We start from the raw sequence: 23475 nt of genomic DNA, 5'->3' as shown, positions 1-23475 counted from the left end.
TCCTGGGGTGGGCTGTTGTCGGGGCCATTGGCCTGGGCGGTATCGACGCAACTGAACTACGCGGTTGTCGAGTGGCAGTGCGCTCACAGGATTGCGATCATCCCCGTCATTGCGTTGGTGTTGGCGGTGCTGGCCTTGCTCGGCGGCGCGCTTTCGTGGCGGGCGCGACAGCAAGGCGGCGCCGCCTTCAAACCGGAGCGTACGCGCGGCACCGAAGATTTCGTCGCCAATGTCAGCATTCTAAGCGCGGTGCTGTTTACGCTGGTAATCGTCATGCAGGGCGCTGCCTCGCTCATTCTTGACGGCTGCATACGATGAGCTTCGAGGCGCTCTTCTCGACCTCGATCTGCTACGGTGCCGGCGCCCCTCAGGCGGGTTGGACGCTGGCGCTGCCAATTACGCTGCCGTTGGCAGCGATCGCACTGCTTTACACCGCTGGAGCCGCTCGGTTGTGGCGGCGGAGTGCTCGCAGCCGCCCGTTGCGGCTGTGGCAAGCCCTGCTGTTCGCGGCCGGCTGGGTCATTCTGGCAGCAGCGCTGGTCAATCCGCTCCATGCATTGGGTGAGCGCGTTTTCACCGCCCATATGATCGAACATGAGCTGCTGATGGCGGTGGCGGCGCCCTTGCTGGTCGCCTCCTGTCCGGCCGCGGCGATGATGTGGGCATTGCCGATCAAGCTGCGGCAGGCGCTGGGCACAGCCGGGCACGCCAAGATGCTGCGAGCGGTTTGGGTCGCCATCAGCCGCCCTGCAGCCGCCACCGTCCTGCACGGCGTCGCGATATGGGCGTGGCACGTTCCGGCCCTGTTCGAGGCAGCGCTTGGACAGGGTGCCCTGCACTATGCGCAACATGCCAGCTTCCTCGGTAGCGGCCTGCTGTTCTGGTGGGTGCTGCTGCCGCGCCCCGGCCGCGAACAAGCCTATGGCAGCGCGGTCATGCACCTTTTCTTCACCTCGCTGCACACCGGCCTGCTCGGAGTGCTGCTGCTGGTCTCGCCAAGGCTGTGGTACCCGGAAAACGCCGCCGGCGCAGAATTGTGGAGCCTTAGTCCGCTCGAGGACCAGCAACTCGCCGGTTTGGTGATGTGGGTTCCGGCCGGCCTGATCTATGGCGGCGCGGCGTTGCTGCTGGCTGGCCTGTGGATCCGCTCGAGCAGCCGAAAGGAGGCGCCGCATGCGCTTCACGCTGTCTAAAGCCATAATCGGCGCTGCGGTAATTGTCGTGCTCGTTGCAGCCCTGGCCGGGATTGCGTTGTACTTCGAGCAAAGCCGTCGGGTCGAGCAGAAGGCAGACAATGCGACCGGCGGTGTCGGCGCCCGCGCCATACCGATCATGATGGCCAATGGCTGCGCCGGTTGCCACACCATCACCGGCGTTCCCGGAGCGCAAGGGCTGGTCGGCCCGCGCCTCGACGCCAGCTTGGCCAACCGGGTTTACGTCGGCGGCGTCTTGTACAACAAGCCGGAAAACTTGATCCGCTGGATCCGTGCGGCAAGGGAGATCAGCCCGCATACGGCAATGCCTTCGACCAGAATTTCCGAGCAGGAGGCGCGGGACGTGGCTGCCTACCTCTATTCGCTCAAATGAAAGTCATTGCTCGCCGCGTCGCGACCACAGACCACGACCGGGATCATAAGCGGCCGCCGCGGCGAGGAAGAACACGACGAGGCAGGCCAGAACTACTTGGCATGAGACCGGCTCGAAGCGCAGATAGAGCGCGAAGCGGATCAGCTCGACTGCATGGCTGAACGGATTCAGCGCTGCGACCGTCGCAAGCACCGGACCAGCCTCGGCAAGTCGCCACAGTGGATAGAGCGCGGTCGAGGCGAAGAACATCGGAAAGATGACGAAGTTCATCACCCCGGCGAAATTCTCCATCTGGGCCGATACTGACGAGACGAGCAGGCCGAAGGCGCCAAGCATCAGCCCGGACAGGACCAGCGCCGGCAGAACCGCGAGATAGCCGAGCATCGGTGGCCGCACGTCCCAGTAGCGCGCGATCAGCAAGAACAGGTACACGAGCGGCAGGCCGACGACCACACTGGCGAGCAGGCGAGCGCCGAGCAGATACCAGCGCGGCAGCGGCGCGGTCAGCAACAGACGCATGCTGCCCATTTCGCGGTCATAGACCATTGCCAGCGAACTGGCCATGGCGTGGAACAGCAGCATCATCGCGGCCAGCCCGGGCACCACATAGACTTCATACAGCACATAAGTCTGGTAAGGCGGCGTGATCGACAGGCCGAGCACGGAGCGGAAGCCGGCGGCGAAGATGGCCAGCCATACCAATGGCCGGGCAATCGCCGAGATCAGGCGGCCGCGCTGGCGCAGCGTGCGAAGCAGTTCTCGCTGCAAGATGCCGATGAGCGCCCGCAGCGCATGACGGGTTATCATGCCGACTCCGTCAAGCGAGCGAACGCGTCTGCCATGCTGCCGACGCCGAGTTCGGCGGTAATGCGATCGGCGCGGCCTGCCCATCGCACCCGGCCGCCGTGAAGCACGACAACATCATCTTCGGCAGTCACCTCCTCAAGGAAATGCGTCGCCCACAATACCGCAATGCCGCGTTCGCGGCATAAGCCGCGAACATGCTGCGCCAGTGCCCGGCGCCCGGGCACGTCCAGTCCGGTGGTCGGCTCGTCGAGCAGGAGAAGGCGCGGCTGGTGCATGAGCGCACGGGCGATCTCGACACGCCGCCGCTGGCCGCCCGACAATGAGCGGATGGGATCGCCGAGCCTGTCGAGGACTTCGAGGCGGCCGAGTTCCTCGCGTGTTCGGACCTTGGTAACGTCGGCGGCAAGACCATGCAGGGCGGCGTGATAGCGTAGGTTCTCGCCCGCCGTGAGATCGAGATCGAGCGTCTGCTGCTGGAAGACGACGCCCATCTGGGCGAGCGCGGTCGCAGGGTCGGTGCGCATGGCGTGTCCGAACACTTGCACCGAGCCAGAACGAGCGTGATAGAGACCGGTAATCAGCGAGAACAAGGTGGTCTTGCCGGCGCCGTTGCGACCAAGCAGGATGCACATCCTGCCCTGCTCGACCGAGAAGGAGATAGCGTCGAGCACCCGCCGGTCCTTGAAACTGTGCCCCAGATTGTCGAGCGACAGCGCTTTCATGGCCCAACCACGACGCCCCACGGACCGCGCCCGACCGGCAGCGATTTGACCACCTCTTCATTCTCAAGGTCGATGACCGAGATATCGCCGGAATTGCCGTTGGCGCTGAATAGGCGTCTCTGATCGTCTGCCAGCGCGACGTGCCATGGCCGCTGGCCGACAAGATAAAGGCGGCGCACCGCCAGCGTGGCCGTGTCAATCTCGGCGATCCGGTTTGCGGGACCCAGCGCGACATACGCAGTGCCGCCGTCACGCGACATCTCGATGCCGACGGCCTGGACGCCGTCGCGGCGAATACCCGGCACCTCAAACTGGACCTTGCCGGTTTCAGCCCGTGTTAAGGTGTCGAAGACCGTCACCGTGCCGCGGTTCTCGGAAGAGACCCAAAGCCGCTTTGCGTCCGGGGAGAACGCCGCGGCGCGCGGTCGCGTGTCGACCAGCAAATTATCCACGAGATCGAGCGTGCCGGCGTCGATGAGATGCAGCATGCTCGTCGTCTCCGAGGTGCAGGCGACGTAACGGCCGTCCGCGCTGACCGCCATTCCCTCGGGCTCGACACCGACATCGACGTTGCCGATGACCTTGGCCGAGGCGATTTCCACTACCGAGACCAGATTGTCGTTCTCATTGGCGACAAACAGCCGCTTGCCGTCGGGATGCACGACGAAGAATTCCGGATCGGCTCCCGAAGGCAGTTGGCCGACCACTCGTCTCTTGGCAAGGTCGACGACATCGATGCGATTGTCGTCGCCGACAGCGACAAAGAGGGTCTTCTTGTCAATGGAAAGCGCCAGTCCGCGCGGCCGCCGTCCGACGTCGATCGTTGCCGAGAGGCTCATACTTGCCCCGTCGACGACGGCAACCGCATTGTCCTGTTCGTTCGACACGTAGACGGTTTCGGCAGCAACAGGACCGACCGAGATAAGCACGGACACCACCAGGAGGATTGCGGTCAAAAGCGGCATGCGCTCTCCTCGAGATCGATGCCAAGCGTGTCGAGCGGCGTCCGCTGATGCAGGAAGCCGGGCTGCGGCGAGGCGGAGACCAGCAGGCGAGGCCCAGCAATCAGGATCGGCTGCCGCAGTTGCCCGTCCCATGGACGAAAACTGAGCCCTTGGCCTTTGAAACCGGGGAGAAGAAAATCGTCGCCGCGCATGTAGCCGGCGATGGCTGACGGATCGACGCTGCGCAGCCGCGTCGCGGCCTCGCCGACGCTGCGCACGGCGAGCCAGGCGGCATAGTCGCTCGGCGTCATCCATCGCCCCGCCTGCTTCCGGAAGCGGTCCTGCAACTGCGTCGCTCCCCATTCCTCGGTGACGGCGTTCCAACCGGCCGCAACCAGCCCTTGCGTGCCGGCGACCGGTCGCGGCAGTGCCGTGCGGTCATCGAGATAGGCGCCGAATTCGTCAGCCTCGTCGGCGACGACCAATACATCGTAATCGGCGACCTGCGTGGCGGCCGGTATTTCTGACTGCAGCGTGACATGGCCGGTATCAGCGCGTCCGTTCGCCGGACGGAACGTCCATGGCTGGTCGACGGTGATTTCGGCCCCGAAACGTTGCGCCGCGCGGCGAAAAGCGGCGGCCATCGCCTGGTCGGCAGAATGCGTGCCGACAAGCAGGAACCAGCGCTGCCAGCGCTTCCACACCAGGTACTGCGCCAGGCCGTCGGCGAGCATGGCGCGGCTTGGAATGGTGTGTAGCAGGTTCTTCCTGCAGTCCTGCTGGCGCAGCGCATCGTCGGTAGCGCGGCTGTTGAACAGCAGCATCTTCTCGGCGCCAGGCGCCGCAAGCGCCTGCGTGAGCGGCACAGCGTCAAGATCGGCGACGACAAACGCAAGGCCGGCGCCAGCGAACTGGCCTATCGCGTCCGATGCCGCCTCGGCGGGCTCCAGCACTCGCTCCTCCAGCCGGAAATGCTGGCCGAGAAAGCGCCCGGTCGTATTGTCGTCGGCGATGCCAAGACGTGCGCCTTGCAGCCCGTCATCTGTCGCGAACTGGTCCAGCGGACCCAACTGTAAGGGCGGCTTGCGCGACTGGCCGAGATAGCCGATTACCACCGTCTGAGGCTCGGCAAGACCGGGAGCAGCGACGAAAAGCAACAGGGCAAGAACAGCAAGCGCCAGCCTCATTCCGCTGCAGCTCCCTCTCCCGCAGTGACTGACCGAGGCGGAGTTGGATTAATTCCCCGCCATTGAAAAGGTTCCACTCTGGATATTCACGGCCTTGTGGTGACGGCTGGTCAGATCTGGATCGGCCTCACCTTGACTGTTCCTTCCAGCCGCCGAGTGAGAACGAGGGTAGCCCCGGACTCTTGATCGAGATCATGTGCGGCCGATACGGCGAAAGGCAAAGGGCGGGATGGGGTCTCCGCCGGTCCTCGCATCGGACGGCGGAAGCGTCTCCTCGAGCAGCATCGCCATCCGGGCATGGAGGGGCGACCTGACGCATACGGGATCGGCCGCCGCAGCATCGCCGGCCAGCGCCAGCGCCTGGCAACGGCAGCCGCCCCAGTCGACATCACGGCGCTCGCAGCTGCGGCAGGGTTCCAGCATCCAGTCCGTCCCACGGAAGGCGTTGAATGCCTGCGAGTCCCGCCAAATGTCGGCCAGCGGCCGAGAGCCGAAACGCTCGAATCGCAGCGATGGAATGGTCATCGCAGCATGACAGGGCAGCACCAAGCCGTCCGGTGCGATGACGAAAGCATCGCGCCCCCAGCCGCCCATGCAGGGCTTGGGATAGGTCGCAAAATGATCCGCCACCACGAAATCGATCTCCAGCACGCCGACAAGACGTGCCCGTGCGGCCTCCACGGTCGCGACCTGATGCTCTATCGAGGCGCCGTCGGGCAGCAGATAGCGACGATTGAGCAACGCCCAGCCGGCATATTGCACGTTGGCAATCTCCAGCCGCTCGGCGCCGAGCGAGAGCGCCAGGTCGATGTAATCGGGAATTTCCGCGATGTTGTGCCGATGGATCGGCGCATTGATCGTCAGCGCCAGTCCGAGGGCCCGCGCATGTCTGGCGGCAGCGAGCTTTTGCGCGTGGGCGCCGGAATGGCGTCCGATCCGCGCGGTGGTTTCGGCATTGGCACCCTGGAAGCTCACCTGAACATGGTCTAGCCCCGCGCTGGCAAGTGCTTCCAGACGGATGCCGGCAAGGCCGACGCCGGCCGTGATGAGGTTGGTGTAGACACCGGTTTGCGACAGCGTTGACACGAATTGTTCGAGGTCCCGGCGCAGCGTCGGCTCGCCGCCCGAAAGATGCACTTGAAGAACGCCCATAGCCGCCACTTGCTCGAACACGTCGAGCCAGCGTTCCGTCTCCATTTCACGGTCGGCTTTCAGCAAATCAATGGGATTGGAGCAGTAGGGGCACTGCAGAGGGCAGCGATGCGTCAGCTCAGCCAGCATCGCGATCGGAGGGAACGGCGCCTGCGTCACAGCCGCACCAACAGCCGGTCTGCCCATTCCTGCAGGAAGGCGCCGACGTCGGCGTCGATTTCCTGGCCCTGACCGTCATATTCGCAAGCAAGCTCCCTCACAATGGCACTGATTGACGTCTTGCCGTCACAGCGCCGGAGGATGTCCAGTCCGATTGCATCGGGCCACAGAACGCGCTCAGGTGCCAGCACCGCCCAGGCATTCCGGACGGGATCGAAACGCAGGCGTACATAGGGCGCGAGGCGCGGGCGAGATTGCGCCGATACAATCCCTCTCCGGCGGTCCGCTGTCATCCGTTGGTCTCCGGCCGGAAGCAGCCAGGGGGTATGACGCCGTCATGCCCATATGCGTAGTCGAGCGCGTCGAGCATCGCCCAGAGCACATCGCACTTGAAGACCAAGGCGTCGACAACCTTCTGCTGACGTTCCGGCGTGTCGGCATAGCGAAGCACGTAGCCCAGCGCGAAATCGGAATCGCGTGCGGCCTGATCGGGCCGCCGATCGAAATAGGCGAGCGTGTCGGCCCTGACGAAGTCGTATCGCGCCAGCATCGCTGGCACGCGTTCTGCGATAATATCGAGCGAGAAGAGTTCGGTGAGGGAGGAAGCAACTGCTTCGAGCAGCGTATGGGACGCGCAGAAATTGACATACGCCTGCACCGCGAAGCGTGTTGCCGGCAGCGCCAGCCTTTGGCTTTTCACCTCTTCCGACTCAAGGCCGAGCGACGTCGCGAGATGCAGCCAGCGCGCAATTCCGCCACTCCGGCCGTCCTCGCCGTCATGGTCCTCGATGCGCTTGCGCCATGCGGCCCTGAATGCCGGATCCTCGGCGTGGGACAGGATGGTGGCGTCCTTGCGCGGAATGGCCGCCTGATAGCAGTAGCGGTTGAGCGCCCAGGCCTGCAGCTCGGTCTTCGACATCGCTCCCTCCACCATTCTGCGATGGTAGGGGTGTCGGTTGTGATAACGCTCGCGGCCGACCTGCAGAAGGACTGTGCGCAAATCTTGTTCATTGAGGCCGCGGCCGACCACGTCGGAAAAATCGTTCACAGCATGAGCTCCATCCGGTCTTGCGCAATCTCCCATCCAGCTGCGCGCACCGCCGCGTGTTCGGGCGATTCCTCGTCCAGAACCGGATTTGTGTTGTTGATATGGATGAAAATCCGGCGGTCGACCGGCAGGTGGTTCAGACATGCGATCGCACCGTTCGGTCCGGACATGGCGATGTGTCCCATGCGCGCGCCGGTCTTCACGCCCACGCCGGCCGTGATCAGCTCGTCGTCCGTGAACACTGTGCCGTCGAGGAGAACCATGTCGGCGCCGGCAATCCGTTGCCGCAGCGATTCATCGACGGCTGTACAAGCGGGAATGAAGAGCAGCGAGCGGCTCCCCTCCATCAGACGAACCCCGATCGTGCCGCCATCGGCGGAACGGAGCTCCGGATCCTGTCGGCCGCCATCTTCAAGAAAGAGCGCCACCTTGCCAGGAAGGGAAAACACCTCGATGCGGATGCCGATTTCCGCGCCCTCGGCATCGCAAAGATCGATGAAGCCTTCAGGAGGAAGGCAGCGGCGCGAAACAATCTGAGCATCGAGGACATCGAAGATCGAATTGGAGGCGATAACCGCCAGAACCTGCTCCGTTGCATAAAGAGCGAAGGGTTGCCGCTCACGCAAGCTGAGGAGCCCCGAAATCTGGTCGATCTCGGCGCCGGTCAGGACGACGGCTGCCAGCGGTGTGGCGCGTGCCGACATCTCCGGATGCGGTTGGAGTTCAGGGTTTTCAGCAATCTGCTGGCGGATATCGGGAGAGGCATTGAAAAGCACCCAGTGTCGCCCGTCTGGAGATGCCGCAACACTCGTCTGAAGACGCGGGCGGACCCCAGGATTACCCGCCCGCGCGGCCCTGTTCAGCCTGTCGTTGGCGTTCCACTGAGGAAAACCGCCACCCGCGGCGGACCCGATGATCCTAATCCACACGCCGTGACAAACTCCGCGTTTCTCTATTCCAGCAATGTCGCGAACCGGTCGAGCACAGCCGATGCCGTACCCGCCGGTTGCGTAATGTCATTTCTTTGTGGTGATTTCGGCAGGCAAATAGCGCGATATCTCCATTCCCGCCGCGACTTCGCACATGACGGGCTTCTTCCAAGTCTTCTTCTTCATGTCTTTCTCCGATCTGGCTGCCTTGGAAATACCGCAGCCAATCCCATAAGCACGCAGCCCAAGCTTTGTTCCCGACAGGGTATGCGAGGGGTGCTCTTTCGGATTGGGCGTCGGACGCTCGCGTCAAAGAAAAGACAGATCAACCGAAAGCGGAACCGGGGTGGCGGATGTTCGCGCGAAGCTTACAGCATCGGCCGGCCACCTGTGACCAGAAGCAAGCCCCGGTGAAACAACCGGCTTCTGACGAAGCCAGGAGGATGTAAGCCGGCGCAACGCAACTCTTGAGGAAATCGCCCTGCTGGCGCTAAGCTCGTTCTCCTGCATCTTGTATCGGGCACAATGATGAACGGTGAGGCGAAAAGCAGCCTGTCCGGGCGCGCCATGCGCTGGGCCATCGCATTGACCGAGGAGAAGAGCGTCACCGGGACCGGCGGCGAAGCCTCGTTCGGCCCGTGGCTGGCAGACGAGTTACGCCGCGAAGCCGCGTTTCGCCACGCGGAAACCTGGACCATAGAGGTCGAGCCGGAAGATGGCCGCCATTGCGTGGCGATGCTGGTCCGCGGTACTGGCCGCGCCACCATCGTGCTGACCGGTCACTACGACACCGTCACGACGCGCGACTATGGCGATCTGGAGGATCTGGCCACCCAGCCGCAACAACTCACCCAAGCGCTAAGAAAAACTTTGGCCATGGCCGAGGCGCCTGCCGTGAGGCGGGCGCGGGACGACTTCGCCTCGGGGGAGTTTCTCGCCGGCCGCGGGCTGCTCGACATGAAGGCCGGTTTGGCCGCCGGGCTGGCGGTTTGCGCCGCATTCGCCGAAAGCACCAAAGCGGCGGGAAACTTTCTGTTTATCGCGGTTCCCGACGAAGAGAACAATTCTGTCGATGCGCGCAAAGCGGCACAGGTTCTCACCGAGATAGCCGGCGAGCACGAGTTGGACATCTTCGCGGCGATCAATCTCGATGCGATCGCCGACGACGGGGACGGCAGCAAGGGTCGCGTCATCGCGCTTGGAACGGTCGGCAAGCTGCTTCCGACGGCCCATGTCGTCGGCGTTCCCGCGCATAGCGGCTTTCCGTTGAGTGGCCTGAATGCGGCGACCATTGCCGCGGCCATAGCCGCCCGGGTGGAATGGGCATCGGAGCTGACCGACGACTCCCGGTCGCTTCCGGGTACACCGCCGAGTCTGCTCAGCATTCGCGACGGCAAGTCCGGCTATGACGTGACCACGCCGGCTGCGGCGTTCGCCACCTTCAACGTGCTGAGCTATCGCCGGACGCCGGATGAGGTGCTCGAACGCTTCGACCGGCTTTGCGCCGATGCTGCTTCGGCCTGCCTGGCGGAGTTGAAGCGGCGGCGGCACTTCCAGCACGGCAGCGCCGCGATCGATCTCCTCGAAACAATCCCCCTGCATCGTTACGAGGCAGTGCTGGACCGTCTCGACGCGGAGGCAAGATCGAGGCTTGGCGCCGTTGGGGCTTCGCTTGCCGCCCGCGATCTTCCACTGCCGGAGCAATGCCGGCTGGTCACCGACTAGGCATGGCGATTGAGCCGCTTGCCGGGACCGGCAATCGTCACCGGCTTCGGCTCGATACCTTACTTGCCGACGAACCTTTCGGACCGGCCGGCAGCGGCGCGGCTGCGGGCGATCGCTTCGGACGTCGCGGCCGACGCAAGCGCCCGCTATGGCTCGGCAATCGGCTGTGCGGATTTATTTCGCCGGCATCTCGGATATGAGCTTCTTTGGCGAGGCGGCCGAGTCCGGTCTCAAGGTCGTCGCCCGCAACACGCCGATGTGGCGGGACGGCATTCGCTGGCCGAAGTCAGGTGGGCTAGCCAACATTCCCACCATCAATATCGGTCCGTGGGGACGAGACTACCACACGCCGCCTGAGCGGCTTCACATCGGCTATGCTTTCGACGTCCTGCCGCAGGTCGTGAGCGATGTTTGTGCAGCGCTGCTTAAAGAGCAAGGATAGGTACGAGTCCATCAAATCTCGCCAGGAACAAATCGGCGAAGCCGAGGTTTGGTTCTACAAATCAAATCGCGAGGAAATCCTATGGACACTGACGTCAACTCCGAAACCCGTTCGATCTTCATTGTTGGGCTGCGCAACGCCCACGCCATGGAGAACCAGGCACTTTCGATCATGAAGCCTCAGGTCAAGCGGATCGAGAACTATCCGCAGGTCGCCGATCGCCTGCAGCAGCATATCACGGAGACCGAAGGGCAGATCGCCCGGCTGGAATCCATTCTGGATGGCCTCGGCGAGGACCATTCCACATTGAAAGACACGGCCATGTCGATGGTCGGCAGCATGGCGGCGATGGGACATTCCGTAGCCGGCGACGAAATCCTCAAGAACAGCTTCGCCAACTTTGCATTCGAAAATTACGAGATCGCCGCCTACAACTCATTGCTCGTACTCGCCGAAGCCGGAGGGTTTAGTCAGGCAACCAACTCTCTTCAGCAGAATCTCAGCGAAGAAGAAAAAATGGCCGACTGGTTGAAGCAGAACCTTCGCGCCGTCACCTTGCAATACGCCAGGCTGCGTGAGGCGGGAGAGACCGCCAAGAGTTAGGCCGCCCCGCTGGGGAAGAGGAATTCCTGACAACCACCCCAGCCGAATTGACGGGGTGGTTGTTTTTTCTGGGATCGGAAGTGCTGCTAAGGACCGCGCGCCACGCGTCGGCCAGACACGCTTCCTTGGAGCCCGAAGAACCGAACGGATTCAGAGCTAAGAATCCGAACGGATCGGAGCGCCCCGGTTCTGATGGCTTGAACGCCGCGATCCCATTTGTCTGCGGAAGGTTGCGGACTCCTGGCCGACTTCGATGTTCCCACCGCAAGGCGACCCGCGGTCGAAATCACCAGGAACGACCGGTGGCAGCGCTATGACGTCGATTTGGGAGCCTCGTCGGTCTCCGGCAAACGATCGCGAATGGCTTCCTCGGTTTTGCTTGCCGTCTTTTTCACGACTTTCTCGACGCGGTCGACCAACGTCTCGGCATCGCCGCTGGAACCCTGTCGGTCAGCCTCTTCCTTTACAGTCTCATATGCTTCGGCGGCGACCTGCTTGGCTTGTTCCACGCCTTCTTCAAAGACTTCTTCGGCACTGTCACGAAGCTTGTCGCGGTAGGGGCCGAGTTGCGCGTCTTCCGCGGCGGTGTGAGGCAGCATCACGCCGATGGCGGTGCCCACGGCAAGGCCCACCGCGGCCATTGCCAGAGGTTCGCGCTGGAACAGGTCCTGCGCCGACTGACGCACCCGCCCCGTGATATCGGTGGCGGCCGAGCCGACCTGCCCGGCCGTGCTTGTCAATCTTTCTTTGGCGCCGCTCGCAACGTCTGCCACAGCCTCAGTCGCACCGCCTGCCACGGAAGCGACCGAACGAGCGGCATCGGAGAGCATGGAGCCGGCGGAACCTTCGCCCTCGGCACCGTACTCATCGCCGCGTGAGCCCTGCCAGGCCCCGCCCAAGCCCCTCTGGTCAGAGAAGTTTCGGGTGGCGTCATGTTCCCTGCCGGTCGAATAGGCACCAAGTGCTGAACTGTCTACCGACGTGCCCTTGCCAAGCATCAGCCAGGCCAGGCCCGCGCCGACCAATGTAAGCGGCAACGGATTGTCCCTGACCTGAGTCTTAAGATTGCTGAGCATGGCGGATCCCTCGCCGCTGAACATCCCGGTGAATTCGTCGATCAGTTGGCCCGGTGTCATCTTGCTGCGGATCGAGTCTGCGGTATCTGCCACTCTGGCGCGAGCAATATCAGCATCGCGTTCCAACTCGGCTGCGGATTTGTCGGTCATCTTATCTGTTCCTTGATCACGCGTGCGTCGCGTTTAAGTTGGTCTTGTGTCCGGTCGGGGGTCAACTCGGAGGGAGCCATGCTTGCCTTGCCGGACCGCAAGAGTACGACGCCCAGTACTGCCACCACGACGCCGACCAGCAGCGAGGACCATCCGGCCCCCAGCCCGGCGCTCGCCAAGGCAATCACCAGCGCCTGCAAAAGCACCATCAGGGCGGCAAGCAGGCAAATGACGCCTCCCATTACCTCCACGGCGCCGGCGCCGACCTTGCTTACCTTTTCCGACATTTCAGCCCGCAACAGCCTGCTTTCGGTTTGAAGCAGTGTTGTGACCTGCTGTGCCAGATCGCTGACAAGGGTTGTCAGGCTGCGAGTGTCCTGATTGTCAGTCATGGGTTTCGCTCCAGGCTTGCATTGGCCCAGTCATCGCCGGACTGATCGGATCCTAGCGGGGCCGGCTCAACTGCCTCTGCCGATTGCCATCCGAACTCATTCGAGCGAGGACCCGTCTCGGGCGCCCGGCCTGTTTCCGACTGGCCCGGTGCTCCGGTTTGGGCAGAGGGTGGCGAGCTCTTGATGAACCGCCCCAACGCGAGGCCTGCCAATACCGAACCGGCGATCAGCGCGCCCGAGTTTTCGCGGCCGAACGACTGAATTTCGCCAAGCACCTCGTCGAACGGTTTATCCTTCAGGGACGAGGAAAGCCGCTCGAGCCCGCCTGCGGCGTCAAGGGCGAATTTCGAAGCGGTCCGTTGATCATTGTTGGCAAGATGCTCGCTTGCCGCGCGCAATGCGCCGCTGAAGGCCTTGAGGTTGGCGCTCACGTCGCGCTGCGTTCCCTCCGCCTTGTTGAACAATGCTTGCTTTGCTTCCGATGCGTAATCTCCGGCTTTCCTGGTGATCTCGTCACGCGCATCGTGGAGCGCTTCCGTCGCGGTCTGCTTTTCCCGTTGTAGTCTTTCCGAAAGCTCGCTTCTGGCTGTCTCGAAATCGGCCGGCTGACGGCCCTGATCGTCCTGGTCCTGCATGGTGTCTCCTAGTGGAATCCGAGGAAGGAGAGGATCGCAAGCACGACGACGACGAGGCCGATGAGATAAATAACACTGTTCATGGCGCAATCTCCTCCACTGCGCACCGAACTTGCCTGTGCTTCCCGTGTTCCCTCGGACGTCATCTTTTTTGGTAAGCGAAGCCTAACCCGCCTCAAGACGGGATCTTGTCCTGTGCCGATGGCGGTGAGCGCGGTTGGAAATGATACGAGACCGGACTCCGGTGCGACTTACAGGTCGAGACGCAGGTCCGTTCCGGCAGATATTCGCGCTGCCTGGGCCGGGAATTTTTCCGCAGTGCTTTGACTGGGCATTATCGCAGTGGGACCTGCCTGCGACCTACCACTCGATTGCTGGCCGCGCGATCATCAGCCAGAAAATTCCGAGTACGGCAGCGAAGGCGGGGAAGCCCAAGGCGAACCACAGCCAGAAGAGCCGATGATAGCGTGGCGGCAACGGCGCGCCTGCAGCGGCGGCTTGCGAGGCCAGCTTGCGCATCTCAATCTGCATCCAGACGACCGGGAGCCAGAACATTCCGGTGAAGACATAGAGCGCGATCGAAAGCACGATCCAGCCCTCCGACAGCGAGTAGCCTGCCTGCCAGGCGAGCGCGGCGCCCGTCAGCGGCTGCGCGACGACGGCCGTCGCTGTGAAAAGAAAGTCGGCTACGACGACCATGCGCGCCACCGCCGCAACCGTTGACGTATTGCCCGTCCTGTGGGCGAGCAGCATGAAGAAAGCGATGCCGGCGCCGGTGCCAAGCAGCACGGCTGCGCCGATGACATGCAGAAATTTCAGCAGGAAATAGAGCATCAACGCTCCTCCAGCACTGCCAACGCCACAAAGTGCAGCACCAGAATCGGCAACACTTTGAGGAACGGCCCAAGCGGTTCGTTCCACAGCTCCGGGCGCAGGAAACTTCCGACGGCCAAGTAGAGGAGCGAGAGCGCGATGCCGCCATAGAGGCCTTTTCGCGTCGTCGACCGCCAAGCTATGAGCGCGCCGATGGCGATGTCGGCCAGAGCGCCGACCATCACGGTAGGTGCCGACAAGATGCCAGCCCCGGTGCTTTGCATCAGATCGATGCCACCGTTATAGCCGGTGGTCAGCGACACAACACCCGTCACGATCCAGAAGAAGGGCAGGACGACGAAGATCGCAGGCTTGATGAAATACAGGCGGGCAAACCATTTTTCCTGCACCGTTGCTGGATTGAGCGCGAGGAAACCCGCCAGGGTTTGCGGCCGTATGCCGGTCAAGGCGGTCCAGTTGGAGGGATCTCCAACCGCCCCTCGGGCGATCTCCCTGGCCGCGTTGGTGCGCATTGGTGGGCGCCAGCCGAACATCGCGGCAAAGTCGCCGAGGCGGTAGAGGAGGCTCGCAAGCGGTTCCGGAAGCACAAACGTGGCCGCTGGGGCCCAGCCGAGCCATCGGCGATAGCTGCCGACGACCTCGTCCAGGGTCAGCTGTTCGGGACCGACAAGTTCCAGCACGACGCGAGACGGACTGGCGGGAGCGAGAAGGAAGACGACGGTTGAGACCACGTCGTCGAGTTGTACCACCTGGAGCCGGCCGGTGCCGGGCATGGACGGCAGCACCGGCAGCGAGGCGAGACCCCGAAACAATGCGCTGGCTCCAAACACCGGCCGCCCGAGCACCACGGACGGGCGCAGGATCACCCAGTTCAGATCAAGCGCCATTAGCGCTTGGTCGCCGGCCACTTTCGTCGCCGAGAACGTCGAAGGCTGCGCCCGATCGACGCCTATCGCCGAGAAGTGGATCACCCGGGCAACCCCTACCCTCGCACAGGCGAGGAAGAGTGCTGCCGCCGCATCGCGATGGACTTCCCGCGTCTTTTCACGGGGGCTGTCCTGCAGAACGCCGGCACAATTGACGACGGCGTCGATGCCCGTGAGATGCGGCAACCAGTCTTCGGGCTGCAGCGCCACCGCGATGTCCAGCACCAGCAACTGATAATTGCCGGCCCGGTTTGCGCCGGGGCTGCGGACCAAGCCGATCACCTCATGCCCTTCGGAAAGAAGGCGTGCGACGACCGAGGCACCGATCAGGCCGGTGGCGCCGGCAACCAGAACTTTCACACTGGACCCCATTCTCCGACGGCGGGACAGTATCGTTCATTCCCGCTTATCGCCCTCGATACTCCCCTTCATAGCGGAAAGTTCTTCCTTCGTGCATAACAACCGCGGCCGCGCCGGGTCGGAGATGTCGAGCTTGTCCCAGGGAATGCGGTACATGCTGTCGCGACTGCGCATTCGAAAGACGTCGAGGACCGCAATGCCGATGGCCGAAGCGGACAGGCGCTCGAATGCTGCGTAGATGCCGACATGGTACTCGGTAACCACGAGGTCATCGCCATCCGGTTCGGCGCGTATCTCCTCGATATGGCCGATGCTTTTGCCGCGCTGCGAAAGCACATTCCTGCCAGCCAATTGCTCAAGATTGACGGTGGCCATCACCCAGCTCCCGGGATACGCCCAATGACATGATCGCGCAGCCAGTTCTGCCAGTCGAAAATCGCCGTTTCGCGGACGTCGATATCGAACTCGATGTCGACGCCGATGTCGCGCACCTTGTTCCATGCGATGCGGTGCGGCTCGGCATGGCGCCTGCCGCCGAGCCTTGCCGCAAGCCGCGCCATCCAGCGCCCGGGCCGCTCGCCAAGCCGGCGCGCCAGCGTGATCGAACCGAGCTCGACCGCAATAATTTTTGGCGGCTTGCCTGGCCTGAGTTCGGCCACCAGCCCGTCCACCTTGCCGATCTTGACCTGCTCGCGGTCGACCACTTGCTTGTCCAGGATGTCGCGCAGCAAATCCATCAAGTGCCTCCGAATATCTGCAAAGGAATAGTCACGACTGCGAGCACGAAACCGAGCGCTATGATGAAGATGACCGCGGCATTCGCGATCAGGCCATTGCGGTGCTCGCCGACATAACGCTCGTCGTTCAGCAGGAAGAGGAACGGAACCACGGTCAGCGGCAGGCTGGCGGCCGTCAGAGCCATGGAAAAGATGGTGAGCTTCAGCGGATCGAGACCCAATGCGATCGGAATGGCGGCGAGAAACAACGAGATCGTATAGACGGTGCTGAAGCCGGGATCGTCGCGCGGTTTCAGGTCCTCGCCCCAGGTCCAGCCGAAACCCTGCGCCACAAGGTACGCTTGCTGCAGGCCGATTTCGAGCGCGGCGCCGAAGCAGGCAATGCCTAGTGAAGCAACGAACAGGACGAACCCGCAGAAACCGAAGATTTGAATCAGCATCAGCGGCAATTGGTGGTAGTCGTCGACCTGCTCAATGCCGTGCGCTGCCAGCACGAGCGCCGCCACGATCAACACGCCGATCGAGATAGTGCCGCCAAAGCTCATGCCCAGGCCGGCAATGGCCCGATTGGCTCCGAGATAGCTCTTGTCCCACTGGTCCTCGATCGCTCCCGACGAATAGAACATGAACAGATAGGGCGAGATCGACGCACCAAGAATGCTGACCGCCATGAACCAGTAATTGGCCGCGTCGTGCTCGGGCAGGGTAGGCACGGCACCGGACGCGACCTGCCCCCAATCGGGCTTCAGCATGACGGCGCCAACCACGAAGCACAGCGTGACCAGGCCGAGGAACGCGACGCCCTTCTCAATGAAGCCGAACGTGCCTTTCCAGAGGAACAGCCATGCCAGAAAAGCGACTGGCAGGGCCCACCACTGAAAGCCGATGCCGGTGGCGAGTTCGAGCGCAATGGCAACCCCGCCAATCTCGGCCGCCATGACCAGGAAGTTGACCAGCAAAGTCGCAAGCAGCGGCCACAGAAAGGCGTTGAAGCCAAACCGTTCCCGGATCCCGTCGGCGATGGTGTGATGGCTAACGGCGGCGAAGCGTCCGGCCATTTCGACCAGGAATATGATGCAGATCGTGCCCAGGACGACGGCCCATATCAGCTGAAACCTGAACGCGGCGCCGGCCTGAGCTGCGGTCGCCATTGATCCGACCTCCAGAAAGCCTCCAACGCTGGTGACGACGCCGAGCGATATTTCGAGCAGCTTCTTCATGATTTCGGCGCGAAATATTTCGCATAGGACGTGCTCAGATCGGCGGCGGCGGCCCGCAGATCCTGTTGCGCGTGTTCCACGTCCGAACGGTTGCCGTCCTGCACTGCGGTCGCTGCGCGTGTCACCGCCGCCGAAAGCCGTCCGACCGCTATCGTCAGACCGGCTTGCTCGCTGGGCTCAGGCGACTTGGCGGACTGGATTTGCGCACCGGCATCGGCGAGTGCCTTGCCGACCGATTGCAACGTGCGCGACGTGTATTTCGAAGGGGCTGCCCCAGCGACCCAAGCCTCCAGGACCAGCGCTGCGGTCTGTGTGGCGGAAGCCGCGATTTTCGACTGCTGCTCGACCTGGTCGGAAGGCGTGCATGCCGTCAGTACAGATATTATCAGCAGCAAGCACAGGCGGTCTGGTCGAAGACCGACGGCTGTAACGGCATTTACAATACGTGGTTGTAGCGTTGCTGCCACACGATTGTTCTCCCCGCACCAAGCGACTTCGGCGTGAAGTTTGATCTAGAGCGCCCGGTGATCACGTCAACTGAACCGGATGAACGGCGCTGACAGCGCGGAACAAACCAGCGATCGCCGGATTAGGTGAGGAGGAGGCAAAGGCCATGGACAGGGAAGAGCGTATCAGGCAGCGAGCCCATAAGATCTGGGAGCGCGAAGGCCGTCCGCAAGGACGCGAGCGCGAGCACTGGGATCAAGCCGTGCAGGAGGTCGAAGCCGAGGGTTCCGAGGCCGAACGCGGTCCGGTCGTGCCCGATCCAACGGTCGGAGCCGCCTCCAATCCCGAGGCGCGCGGCAGCAAGCGGCGGGGGAAGTGAGGCCCGATGCCTCGTCTCGTCGCCTGGATCGTGGTCCTACTGGTCGTGCTGTTCGCCGCCTGGCTGATGATCGGGCGCGACAGAACCGGCGGCGGAGGTCAGCCCACGCCGCACGCAATTGATCAAAATGGATAGGAGCTGACATGATGGCAACCGATACTCATCCTGAACAAGACCCGGCGGAAGGATCCCGATCGATAGTCGAAAAGCAGCTCCGCAAGGAGCAAGGCGGCGAGGGTCAAAATCGCAAAGCCGAGGCAGCTTCCGACAAATCCGGCAGCAAGACCAAGACGCCTTCGGAACCGCCGAAGAAAGGCCCGGGCTTGGATTGAGCCGGCAGAAAGCGGGCTCACACTATCGGTTGGCGTTCGGCCAAACCGACCGCAGCGGCTTCGGTCCTCTTTCCCGTCAAGGTTGGTGCCTCGAAATAGTGGGGGTAGCGCTGCTGGACGATTTCGAGCACCTCGAAGATGCGGCGAAGATGCATCCGCATCGCCTCTTCCGCCGCAAGCGCTTCGGCCTGCTCGAGCGCATCGACAATCCGCCGATGCTGGCCGAGAACCACCGACATGCTGTCGAGGCGCGGGAAAGATAGAAAGCGGAAGCGGTCCATGTGCAGCTTCGCCGCGCTGATGTCGGCCCAGAGTCCAGGAAATCCGGCATGGCTGGCGATGTGCTGGTGGAACAGCTCGTCCGACTTGAAGAAGCGCCTGTCGTCCGCAATGGAGGCGAACGTCTCCTGGACCGCCAGTTCGCCTTTGAGCACGGCAAGCAGGTCGGCACGGCGCGGGTTCTCGACCGCGCGCTTGATCAGGCCGACCTCAAGCGATTCGCGCAGGAACTGCGATTTCTCGAGATCGGCGATCCGGAGCGGCGCCACCATGCTGCCGCGCTGCGGATAGATGTCGATCAAGCCAAGACCGGCCAGCCGGGCGAGCGCCTCCCTGACTGGCGTGCGGCTCACGCCAAGGGCTTCCGACATCGCCTTTTCAGAAATCAGCTCGTGCGGCTTCAGGCGGAAGGTCAGGATCTGGTCGAGCAGAACCTCGAACGTCCTGGCCGCGACTGAAGCGCCGGGGCCGGTTTCGCCCAGTCGCCCCTCGCTGATGGTCCGCATTCCCAAAAGACCCGCCATCGGCCATCCCTTTAAGGGCTCTGCAGCTTCAAGCCGTTCATGAAATGCCTGCGCAAGCAGCAGCGCCGGCATCATTCCTTGCGCGGAGAACCGCCGATGCGCGCCAGCAGCCCGCCATCGACGCGCACGACCTCGCCGGTTACGAAGGAGGCATCGTCGGACAGCAGGAAGGCAACGACGGCGGCAATCTCCTGCGGCCGGGCGGTACGGCCGAGCGGATGCATGTTGTCGAGGATGCGCAGTATCTCGTCGGGCTTATCGTTGAGCTTGACCGCATCCCGCAGCATCGGCGTGTCGACCGCGCCCGGAGCAACGGCATTGACGCGCACGCCGAGCGGCGCATAGTCGACGGCCATCGATTTGACCAAGCCGATCAGCCCGTGCTTGGCCGTGCTGTAGGCCAGAACCCCTTCCTGGCTGGCTAGGCCCTGCACCGAGCTCATATGGACGATGGCACCGCGGCTTTGGCGCAGCAGCGGCATCGCCGCGCGCGACAGCAGATAGGCAGCTTTGAGGTTGACGTTCATCACCTCGTCCCAAAGCGCCTCGTCAGTGGTCTCCACCGTTCCGTAACGCTGGATGCCGGCATTGTGAGAAAGCATGTCGAGCCCGCCGAACGCGGACCGGGCAAGCTCGACGGCGCGGCCGCAGGCTTCAGTGTCGGCGGTTGAGCCAAGCACGGTGTGCACGGTCACCCGGTGCGCCGAAAGTTCTGCCGCGACCTCGTCCAGCTGGTCGCCCGCCCGATCGAACAGGATCAGGTCGACGCCTTGCTCGGCCAGCCTTTCGGCGACGGCACGGCCGATGCCCATGGCCGCGCCGGTAACCAGCGCGCGTTTTCTGAATTCAGCCATTTATCCTCCCAAGAACAGTTGCCGATCGACTACCATGGTAGTCGATCGGCACTTGACGTGCTCTTTTCCCACGAGCCGGCCCAAGCGTGTTCGGCATCATGCAGATCCTTGTAGGAAAGCCAGCGTTTCCGCGCGCGTCGGTGCGCCAAGACGTCCGCCAAAGCGCAGGCATTTCAGCGCGGCGGCGGCGCTGGCCACTGCTATGGCCCGCTCTTCGTCCCAACCTTCGGCCAGACCGAGGGCGAAGGTGCCGTGAAACACGTCGCCTGCCGCCAGGGTGTCGACGGCTTCGACCCGCGGCGACGGCAGGTGACGGACATCATTGCCACCCGGGTGCTGGAACGCGGTGCCGTTCGCCCCATCGGTGACGGCCACGAAGGCGCCGGTCCGTTCGCCGAGGATAGCAACGGCAGAACCGGCGGATATCTCCGGACCGCAAAGGATGCGTGCCGCCGGCAGCGAAGCAACGACATGCGAGGCGATCGGCAGCAGCCGGTCGAGCACCGGTCGCGACGCGACATCTGCGTCAAGGACCGCCGGAATGCCGTATTCACGAGCTTTCGCCAGCGCCAGGGCGGCGGCTCCGGGCCAGCGGACATCGACCAGCACGGCGTCGAACTGGGAAAAATCCGCGGGTGGAAGGCGGTCCGGATCGGCTTGCGTGACGGCATCGTAGAAGGGCACGATCATACGTTCGCCGGCGGCGTCGACCAGGATCGTAGCAATGGCCGAGCGGCCGCCCTCGACCCTGCGCACCAGCGAACAGTCGACCCGCTCCGCCTCCATCTGGCCAATGACATCGCGGCCGACGGCATCGTCGCCGACGCTTGCCCATAGCCAGACCTGTCCGCCCTGGCGGCTGGCCGACGCGGCGGCGCTAGCCGCCATGCCGGCCGCGATCTGCACGGCCTCGCTTGGCAGGAACTTGCCGGCGCCGGAGGGCAGGACATCGAGGCGCAAGATCGTGTCGTAGGTGAGCGCGCCGACACAAAGCAGGCGGGGCGCCGTCATTGCAGCCGGTAGCCGCGCTGATGGGCAATCGCCGTCATCACGCCTCTCAGTTCGGCAAGGCCGCGAAGACGGCCGATCACGGGGTAGCCGGGATGGGTGTGCCGCGCGGCGTCATCGATCAGCTCGTGGCCATGATCCGGGCGAAACGGCAGCAGCGCCGCCGGTTCACCGGCGTCGCGACGGCGTTGCTGCTCGTCGAGCAAGACCGAGACCACCGAAACCATGTCGACATCGCCGTTCAGATGCTCGGATTCCATGAACGAGCCGTCCGGGTCCTTGCTGACATTGCGCAGATGCACGAACTTGACCCTATGCGCAAAGCGCCTGGCGATGGCAGGCAGGTCATTGGCCGGATTGGCGCCCAGCGACCCTGTGCACAAAGTAAGGCCGCTATGGGCCGATGGCACGGCATCCAGGATAAAGGCAATGTCGTCGGCGTTCTTGACGATCCGGCACAGGCCGACGAGATCGCGCGGCGGGTCGTCCGGGTGGATCGCCAGCGTGACGCCCGCCTCTTCGGCGGCCGGCAGCACGTTTTCGAGAAAACGGACGAGGTTCTCGCGCAGGCGCTCATGCGACAGGCTCGACTGCTCGACCACCACTTCGCGCAATTCCATTATATCGTAGCGCTTGAAGGCGCCCGGCAGGCCGGCCATGATGTTGGCGAGCAGACGCTCTTTTGCCGTGTCCGGCGTCGTCTCGAACCATTCGCTCGCCCGCTGGAGAACATCGGACGCATAGTCGCGCTCCGATCCCTTGCGCTGCAGCATGTAGCAATCGAATGCGGCAAGCTCGTGCATGTTCATGCGGAGCGCCCGTCCGCCGCCCGGCAGCGGCGCAGCCAGGTCTGTGCGGGTCCAGTCGAGGATCAGCATGAAGTTGTAGCAGACCGTGCGCACGCCGCAGGCGCCGAGATTGCGCAAGGTCTGCCTGAAATTGTCGTAGAGCCGGTCAAGATCGCCGCGGCCGAGCTTGATGTCTTCGTGCACGGGGACGCTCTCGACGACGCTCCATTTCAGGCCCATCGCCGGATCCGCCTCGATCAGCGCCTGGCGGTGCCTGATGGCGTCGATCGGCCAGACTTCGCCGTAAGGGATGTCGTGCAGTGCCGTCACGATGCCGGTCGCGCCGGCCTGCCTGGCATGGGCAAGCGTTGCCGCATCGCCCGGGCCAAACCATCGCCACGTCTGCTCCATTCGACCCCCAACTGCGGAATTCCCCGATGACCGGTGGTGTATTGGATGCTACCATGGCAGTCAATCGATTGCAGTTCGGGGACCCTGCGAGATACCGTCGGGGGCGGCTTTGCTCCTTGAAAAGACTGCAACGACACCTGGCGTTCAGATCGAACGACTACGCAAGGTCCGAGTTTCGGCTGGCCCAAATCGCGCCGCGTTCGAACATCGTGCGCATTTGCGGCACGGCGAACTCATCGGCGGTGTGGCCGAGCGCGCTATAGAAGACGCGGCCCTTGCCGTAGCGGCGCTTCCAGACGACCGGCATGACGACGCCGGCGATGAAGTCGAGATGCTCGCCGGTAAACGTCGTTGTCGCCAGCACCGCGTTGGTCGGATCGACATGCATATAATACTGCTCAGAACGGTAGGCGAAACTATCGATGCCTTGCACGATCGGATCGTCTGGCCTGGTGATATCGACGTGATAGTCGATGATGTTGCCGGGATGGGCGACCCACTGGCCGCCGGTCATGAACTGGTATTCCGGCTCGTTGCGGAAGCTGTCGCACATCGTGCCGTGAAAGCCCGCAAGGCCGGTGCCGGCCCCGACGGCGCTGGTCAGGTTTTGCAGCTCCGGCTTTTCGATCGTCGACATGGTGATCACCGGAACAATGAGAGCGAGCTTGCCCAGCTGCGGATCGGCAAGCGCCGAAGTCCCCTGCTCCAGCTGCACGTCGAAGCCGTTGCCGGTCAGCATCTCCTTGACGATTTCGGCGCTTCGGGCCGGGGTGTGACCTTCCCAGCCGCCCCAGAAAATCAGTGCCGTCTTGCTCATC

31 protein-coding genes are annotated in these 23475 nt (G+C 63.3%); 8 read left to right on the top strand and 23 right to left on the bottom strand.

The genetic code is table 11. The annotated features are described in order from the left end of the window. Positions 1 to 15: 15 nt before the first annotated feature. The 3 genes from NKH91_RS15735 to NKH91_RS15725 are packed head-to-tail and all read left to right on the top strand — an operon-like array spanning position 16 to position 1587. The gene (locus tag NKH91_RS15735) at positions 16 to 318 is read left to right on the top strand and encodes a hypothetical protein (protein WP_352547417.1); all 303 of its coding nucleotides are present in this window, start codon (positions 16 to 18) and stop codon (positions 316 to 318) included. Beyond that, positions 315 to 1193 (top strand): cytochrome c oxidase assembly protein, encoded by an 879-nt coding sequence (locus NKH91_RS15730; protein WP_352482832.1) that lies wholly within the window; start codon positions 315 to 317, stop codon positions 1191 to 1193. The genes NKH91_RS15735 and NKH91_RS15730 overlap by 4 nt, the downstream gene beginning before the upstream one ends. After that, positions 1174 to 1587: a c-type cytochrome gene (locus tag NKH91_RS15725; protein ID WP_023716595.1), complete on the top strand. Its 414-nt coding sequence runs from the start codon at positions 1174 to 1176 to the stop codon at positions 1585 to 1587. Before NKH91_RS15730 ends, NKH91_RS15725 begins: the two co-directional genes overlap by 20 nt. Before the next feature lie 3 nt (positions 1588 to 1590). On the opposite strand, the gene NKH91_RS15720 is transcribed toward NKH91_RS15725, so the two are convergent. From NKH91_RS15720 to NKH91_RS15680, 9 genes are all read right to left on the bottom strand, one after another. Continuing rightward, entirely contained in the window at positions 1591 to 2394 is an 804-nt protein-coding gene (locus NKH91_RS15720) for a lanthanide ABC transporter permease protein PedC (protein WP_023716594.1), read from the bottom strand. Next, entirely contained in the window at positions 2391 to 3116 is a 726-nt protein-coding gene (locus tag NKH91_RS15715; protein WP_023716593.1) for a lanthanide ABC transporter ATP-binding protein PedB/LutE, read from the bottom strand. Before NKH91_RS15715 ends, NKH91_RS15720 begins: the two co-directional genes overlap by 4 nt. Then, positions 3113 to 4081 carry a PQQ-dependent catabolism-associated beta-propeller protein gene (locus NKH91_RS15710; RefSeq protein ID WP_352884750.1) on the bottom strand — a complete coding sequence of 323 codons (969 nt, stop codon included), beginning with the start codon at positions 4079 to 4081 and terminating at the stop codon, positions 3113 to 3115. The genes NKH91_RS15715 and NKH91_RS15710 overlap by 4 nt, the downstream gene beginning before the upstream one ends. Further along, a complete protein-coding gene (locus NKH91_RS15705; RefSeq protein ID WP_352884752.1) occupies positions 4069 to 5247 on the bottom strand; it encodes a lanthanide ABC transporter ABC transporter substrate-binding protein PedA1 in 1179 nt (392 codons plus the stop codon). Before NKH91_RS15705 ends, NKH91_RS15710 begins: the two co-directional genes overlap by 13 nt. A 192-nt stretch (positions 5248 to 5439) precedes the next feature. After that, complete coding sequence (pqqE, locus tag NKH91_RS15700; RefSeq protein ID WP_352884753.1) at positions 5440 to 6585, bottom strand: pyrroloquinoline quinone biosynthesis protein PqqE; 1146 nt, start codon at positions 6583 to 6585, stop codon at positions 5440 to 5442. After that, positions 6555 to 6851 carry a pyrroloquinoline quinone biosynthesis peptide chaperone PqqD gene (pqqD, locus tag NKH91_RS15695; protein WP_023716589.1) on the bottom strand — a complete coding sequence of 99 codons (297 nt, stop codon included), beginning with the start codon at positions 6849 to 6851 and terminating at the stop codon, positions 6555 to 6557. Before pqqD ends, pqqE begins: the two co-directional genes overlap by 31 nt. Then, positions 6848 to 7588 carry a pyrroloquinoline-quinone synthase PqqC gene (gene pqqC, locus NKH91_RS15690; protein WP_352884754.1) on the bottom strand — a complete coding sequence of 247 codons (741 nt, stop codon included), beginning with the start codon at positions 7586 to 7588 and terminating at the stop codon, positions 6848 to 6850. The genes pqqD and pqqC overlap by 4 nt, the downstream gene beginning before the upstream one ends. 14 nt (positions 7589 to 7602) lie before the next feature. Then, positions 7603 to 8535: a pyrroloquinoline quinone biosynthesis protein PqqB gene (gene pqqB / locus NKH91_RS15685; protein ID WP_352884755.1), complete on the bottom strand. Its 933-nt coding sequence runs from the start codon at positions 8533 to 8535 to the stop codon at positions 7603 to 7605. Between the two features lie 87 nt (positions 8536 to 8622). Further along, complete coding sequence (locus NKH91_RS15680; RefSeq protein WP_352482840.1) at positions 8623 to 8721, bottom strand: pyrroloquinoline quinone precursor peptide PqqA; 99 nt, start codon at positions 8719 to 8721, stop codon at positions 8623 to 8625. 342 nt (positions 8722 to 9063) lie between these two features. On the opposite strand from NKH91_RS15680, the gene NKH91_RS15675 reads away from it, so the two are divergent. The 3 genes from NKH91_RS15675 to NKH91_RS15665 all read left to right on the top strand — a co-directional run bounded on the left by NKH91_RS15675 (position 9064) and on the right by NKH91_RS15665 (position 11305). Further along, positions 9064 to 10260 (top strand): M20/M25/M40 family metallo-hydrolase, encoded by a 1197-nt coding sequence (locus tag NKH91_RS15675; RefSeq protein ID WP_352884756.1) that lies wholly within the window; start codon positions 9064 to 9066, stop codon positions 10258 to 10260. Positions 10261 to 10426: 166 nt separating this feature from the next. Next, a complete protein-coding gene (locus NKH91_RS15670; RefSeq protein WP_352482842.1) occupies positions 10427 to 10702 on the top strand; it encodes a hypothetical protein in 276 nt (91 codons plus the stop codon). Positions 10703 to 10783: 81 nt separating this feature from the next. Further along, entirely contained in the window at positions 10784 to 11305 is a 522-nt protein-coding gene (locus tag NKH91_RS15665; RefSeq protein ID WP_352482843.1) for a ferritin-like domain-containing protein, read from the top strand. 311 nt (positions 11306 to 11616) lie between these two features. Here NKH91_RS15665 and NKH91_RS15660 read toward each other — a convergent pair whose 3' ends face one another. The 9 genes from NKH91_RS15660 to NKH91_RS15620 all read right to left on the bottom strand — a co-directional run bounded on the left by NKH91_RS15660 (position 11617) and on the right by NKH91_RS15620 (position 18030). After that, entirely contained in the window at positions 11617 to 12531 is a 915-nt protein-coding gene (locus tag NKH91_RS15660; RefSeq protein ID WP_352493901.1) for a hypothetical protein, read from the bottom strand. Beyond that, the gene (locus tag NKH91_RS15655) at positions 12528 to 12923 is read right to left on the bottom strand and encodes a phage holin family protein (RefSeq protein WP_352493900.1); all 396 of its coding nucleotides are present in this window, start codon (positions 12921 to 12923) and stop codon (positions 12528 to 12530) included. The genes NKH91_RS15660 and NKH91_RS15655 overlap by 4 nt, the downstream gene beginning before the upstream one ends. After that, on the bottom strand, positions 12920 to 13648 hold the full coding sequence (locus NKH91_RS15650; protein ID WP_245278485.1) for a hypothetical protein: 729 nt from the start codon (positions 13646 to 13648) through the stop codon (positions 12920 to 12922). The genes NKH91_RS15655 and NKH91_RS15650 overlap by 4 nt, the downstream gene beginning before the upstream one ends. Positions 13649 to 13918: 270 nt before the next feature. Continuing rightward, the gene (locus NKH91_RS15645) at positions 13919 to 14392 is read right to left on the bottom strand and encodes a DUF2269 family protein (RefSeq protein WP_352638917.1); all 474 of its coding nucleotides are present in this window, start codon (positions 14390 to 14392) and stop codon (positions 13919 to 13921) included. Further along, positions 14392 to 15678: an SDR family oxidoreductase gene (locus NKH91_RS15640; RefSeq protein ID WP_352884758.1), complete on the bottom strand. Its 1287-nt coding sequence runs from the start codon at positions 15676 to 15678 to the stop codon at positions 14392 to 14394. Before NKH91_RS15640 ends, NKH91_RS15645 begins: the two co-directional genes overlap by 1 nt. 36 nt (positions 15679 to 15714) lie before the next feature. Then, complete coding sequence (locus tag NKH91_RS15635; RefSeq protein ID WP_352638915.1) at positions 15715 to 16053, bottom strand: hypothetical protein; 339 nt, start codon at positions 16051 to 16053, stop codon at positions 15715 to 15717. Continuing rightward, entirely contained in the window at positions 16053 to 16415 is a 363-nt protein-coding gene (locus tag NKH91_RS15630) for a hypothetical protein (protein WP_352638913.1), read from the bottom strand. The genes NKH91_RS15635 and NKH91_RS15630 overlap by 1 nt, the downstream gene beginning before the upstream one ends. After that, entirely contained in the window at positions 16415 to 17635 is a 1221-nt protein-coding gene (locus NKH91_RS15625; protein ID WP_352638912.1) for an NRAMP family divalent metal transporter, read from the bottom strand. Before NKH91_RS15625 ends, NKH91_RS15630 begins: the two co-directional genes overlap by 1 nt. Continuing rightward, the gene (locus NKH91_RS15620) at positions 17632 to 18030 is read right to left on the bottom strand and encodes a hypothetical protein (RefSeq protein WP_352638911.1); all 399 of its coding nucleotides are present in this window, start codon (positions 18028 to 18030) and stop codon (positions 17632 to 17634) included. Before NKH91_RS15620 ends, NKH91_RS15625 begins: the two co-directional genes overlap by 4 nt. A 218-nt stretch (positions 18031 to 18248) precedes the next feature. Here NKH91_RS15620 and NKH91_RS15615 point away from each other — a divergent pair, with 218 nt between their 5' ends. Further along, positions 18249 to 18461, top strand: a complete 213-nt coding sequence (locus tag NKH91_RS15615; protein WP_352638910.1) for a DUF2934 domain-containing protein — start codon at positions 18249 to 18251, stop codon at positions 18459 to 18461. Between the two features lie 6 nt (positions 18462 to 18467). Next, positions 18468 to 18596, top strand: a complete 129-nt coding sequence (locus NKH91_RS15610; RefSeq protein ID WP_352638909.1) for a hypothetical protein — start codon at positions 18468 to 18470, stop codon at positions 18594 to 18596. A 214-nt stretch (positions 18597 to 18810) separates the two neighbouring features. Here NKH91_RS15610 and NKH91_RS15605 read toward each other — a convergent pair whose 3' ends face one another. The 5 genes from NKH91_RS15605 to NKH91_RS15585 form a co-directional block, all read right to left on the bottom strand. Next, complete coding sequence (locus NKH91_RS15605; protein WP_352884760.1) at positions 18811 to 19596, bottom strand: GntR family transcriptional regulator; 786 nt, start codon at positions 19594 to 19596, stop codon at positions 18811 to 18813. 71 nt (positions 19597 to 19667) lie between these two features. Then, entirely contained in the window at positions 19668 to 20450 is a 783-nt protein-coding gene (locus tag NKH91_RS15600; protein WP_352884762.1) for an SDR family NAD(P)-dependent oxidoreductase, read from the bottom strand. 96 nt (positions 20451 to 20546) lie between these two features. Further along, positions 20547 to 21461 carry a PfkB family carbohydrate kinase gene (locus tag NKH91_RS15595; RefSeq protein WP_352482857.1) on the bottom strand — a complete coding sequence of 305 codons (915 nt, stop codon included), beginning with the start codon at positions 21459 to 21461 and terminating at the stop codon, positions 20547 to 20549. Next, complete coding sequence (gene uxuA, locus NKH91_RS15590; protein WP_352884763.1) at positions 21458 to 22657, bottom strand: mannonate dehydratase; 1200 nt, start codon at positions 22655 to 22657, stop codon at positions 21458 to 21460. The genes NKH91_RS15595 and uxuA overlap by 4 nt, the downstream gene beginning before the upstream one ends. 157 nt (positions 22658 to 22814) lie before the next feature. Then, complete coding sequence (locus tag NKH91_RS15585) at positions 22815 to 23474, bottom strand: ThuA domain-containing protein (RefSeq protein ID WP_352884764.1); 660 nt, start codon at positions 23472 to 23474, stop codon at positions 22815 to 22817. Between the last annotated feature and the right edge of the window lies 1 nt (position 23475).

Source organism: Mesorhizobium sp. M0894 (genome assembly GCF_040319725.1).
Taxonomy (GTDB): Bacteria; Pseudomonadota; Alphaproteobacteria; order Rhizobiales; family Rhizobiaceae; genus Mesorhizobium.
This window is presented reverse-complemented; position numbering and strand designations above follow the sequence as displayed.

Coding starts and splice junctions, on each gene's coding strand:
- NKH91_RS15630 (WP_352638913.1), bottom strand. CDS start 16,415: ATGGATTTGCTGCGCGACATCCTGGACAAGCAAGTGGTCGACCGCGAG.
- NKH91_RS15635 (WP_352638915.1), bottom strand. CDS start 16,053: ATGGCCACCGTCAATCTTGAGCAATTGGCTGGCAGGAATGTGCTTTCG.
- NKH91_RS15645 (WP_352638917.1), bottom strand. CDS start 14,392: ATGCTCTATTTCCTGCTGAAATTTCTGCATGTCATCGGCGCAGCCGTG.
- NKH91_RS15660 (WP_352493901.1), bottom strand. CDS start 12,531: ATGACCGACAAATCCGCAGCCGAGTTGGAACGCGATGCTGATATTGCT.
- NKH91_RS15710 (WP_352884750.1), bottom strand. CDS start 4,081: ATGCCGCTTTTGACCGCAATCCTCCTGGTGGTGTCCGTGCTTATCTCG.
- NKH91_RS15680 (WP_352482840.1), bottom strand. CDS start 8,721: ATGAAGAAGAAGACTTGGAAGAAGCCCGTCATGTGCGAAGTCGCGGCG.
- pqqE (WP_352884753.1), bottom strand. CDS start 6,585: ATGGGCAGACCGGCTGTTGGTGCGGCTGTGACGCAGGCGCCGTTCCCT.
- NKH91_RS15610 (WP_352638909.1), top strand. CDS start 18,468: ATGCCTCGTCTCGTCGCCTGGATCGTGGTCCTACTGGTCGTGCTGTTC.
- NKH91_RS15605 (WP_352884760.1), bottom strand. CDS start 19,596: ATGGCGGGTCTTTTGGGAATGCGGACCATCAGCGAGGGGCGACTGGGC.
- uxuA (WP_352884763.1), bottom strand. CDS start 22,657: ATGGAGCAGACGTGGCGATGGTTTGGCCCGGGCGATGCGGCAACGCTT.
- NKH91_RS15595 (WP_352482857.1), bottom strand. CDS start 21,461: ATGACGGCGCCCCGCCTGCTTTGTGTCGGCGCGCTCACCTACGACACG.
- NKH91_RS15720 (WP_023716594.1), bottom strand. CDS start 2,394: ATGATAACCCGTCATGCGCTGCGGGCGCTCATCGGCATCTTGCAGCGA.
- NKH91_RS15665 (WP_352482843.1), top strand. CDS start 10,784: ATGGACACTGACGTCAACTCCGAAACCCGTTCGATCTTCATTGTTGGG.
- NKH91_RS15725 (WP_023716595.1), top strand. CDS start 1,174: ATGCGCTTCACGCTGTCTAAAGCCATAATCGGCGCTGCGGTAATTGTC.
- NKH91_RS15705 (WP_352884752.1), bottom strand. CDS start 5,247: ATGAGGCTGGCGCTTGCTGTTCTTGCCCTGTTGCTTTTCGTCGCTGCT.
- NKH91_RS15615 (WP_352638910.1), top strand. CDS start 18,249: ATGGACAGGGAAGAGCGTATCAGGCAGCGAGCCCATAAGATCTGGGAG.
- NKH91_RS15625 (WP_352638912.1), bottom strand. CDS start 17,635: ATGAAGAAGCTGCTCGAAATATCGCTCGGCGTCGTCACCAGCGTTGGA.
- NKH91_RS15585 (WP_352884764.1), bottom strand. CDS start 23,474: ATGAGCAAGACGGCACTGATTTTCTGGGGCGGCTGGGAAGGTCACACC.
- NKH91_RS15730 (WP_352482832.1), top strand. CDS start 315: ATGAGCTTCGAGGCGCTCTTCTCGACCTCGATCTGCTACGGTGCCGGC.
- NKH91_RS15655 (WP_352493900.1), bottom strand. CDS start 12,923: ATGACTGACAATCAGGACACTCGCAGCCTGACAACCCTTGTCAGCGAT.
- pqqD (WP_023716589.1), bottom strand. CDS start 6,851: ATGACAGCGGACCGCCGGAGAGGGATTGTATCGGCGCAATCTCGCCCG.
- NKH91_RS15675 (WP_352884756.1), top strand. CDS start 9,064: ATGAACGGTGAGGCGAAAAGCAGCCTGTCCGGGCGCGCCATGCGCTGG.
- NKH91_RS15600 (WP_352884762.1), bottom strand. CDS start 20,450: ATGGCTGAATTCAGAAAACGCGCGCTGGTTACCGGCGCGGCCATGGGC.
- NKH91_RS15715 (WP_023716593.1), bottom strand. CDS start 3,116: ATGAAAGCGCTGTCGCTCGACAATCTGGGGCACAGTTTCAAGGACCGG.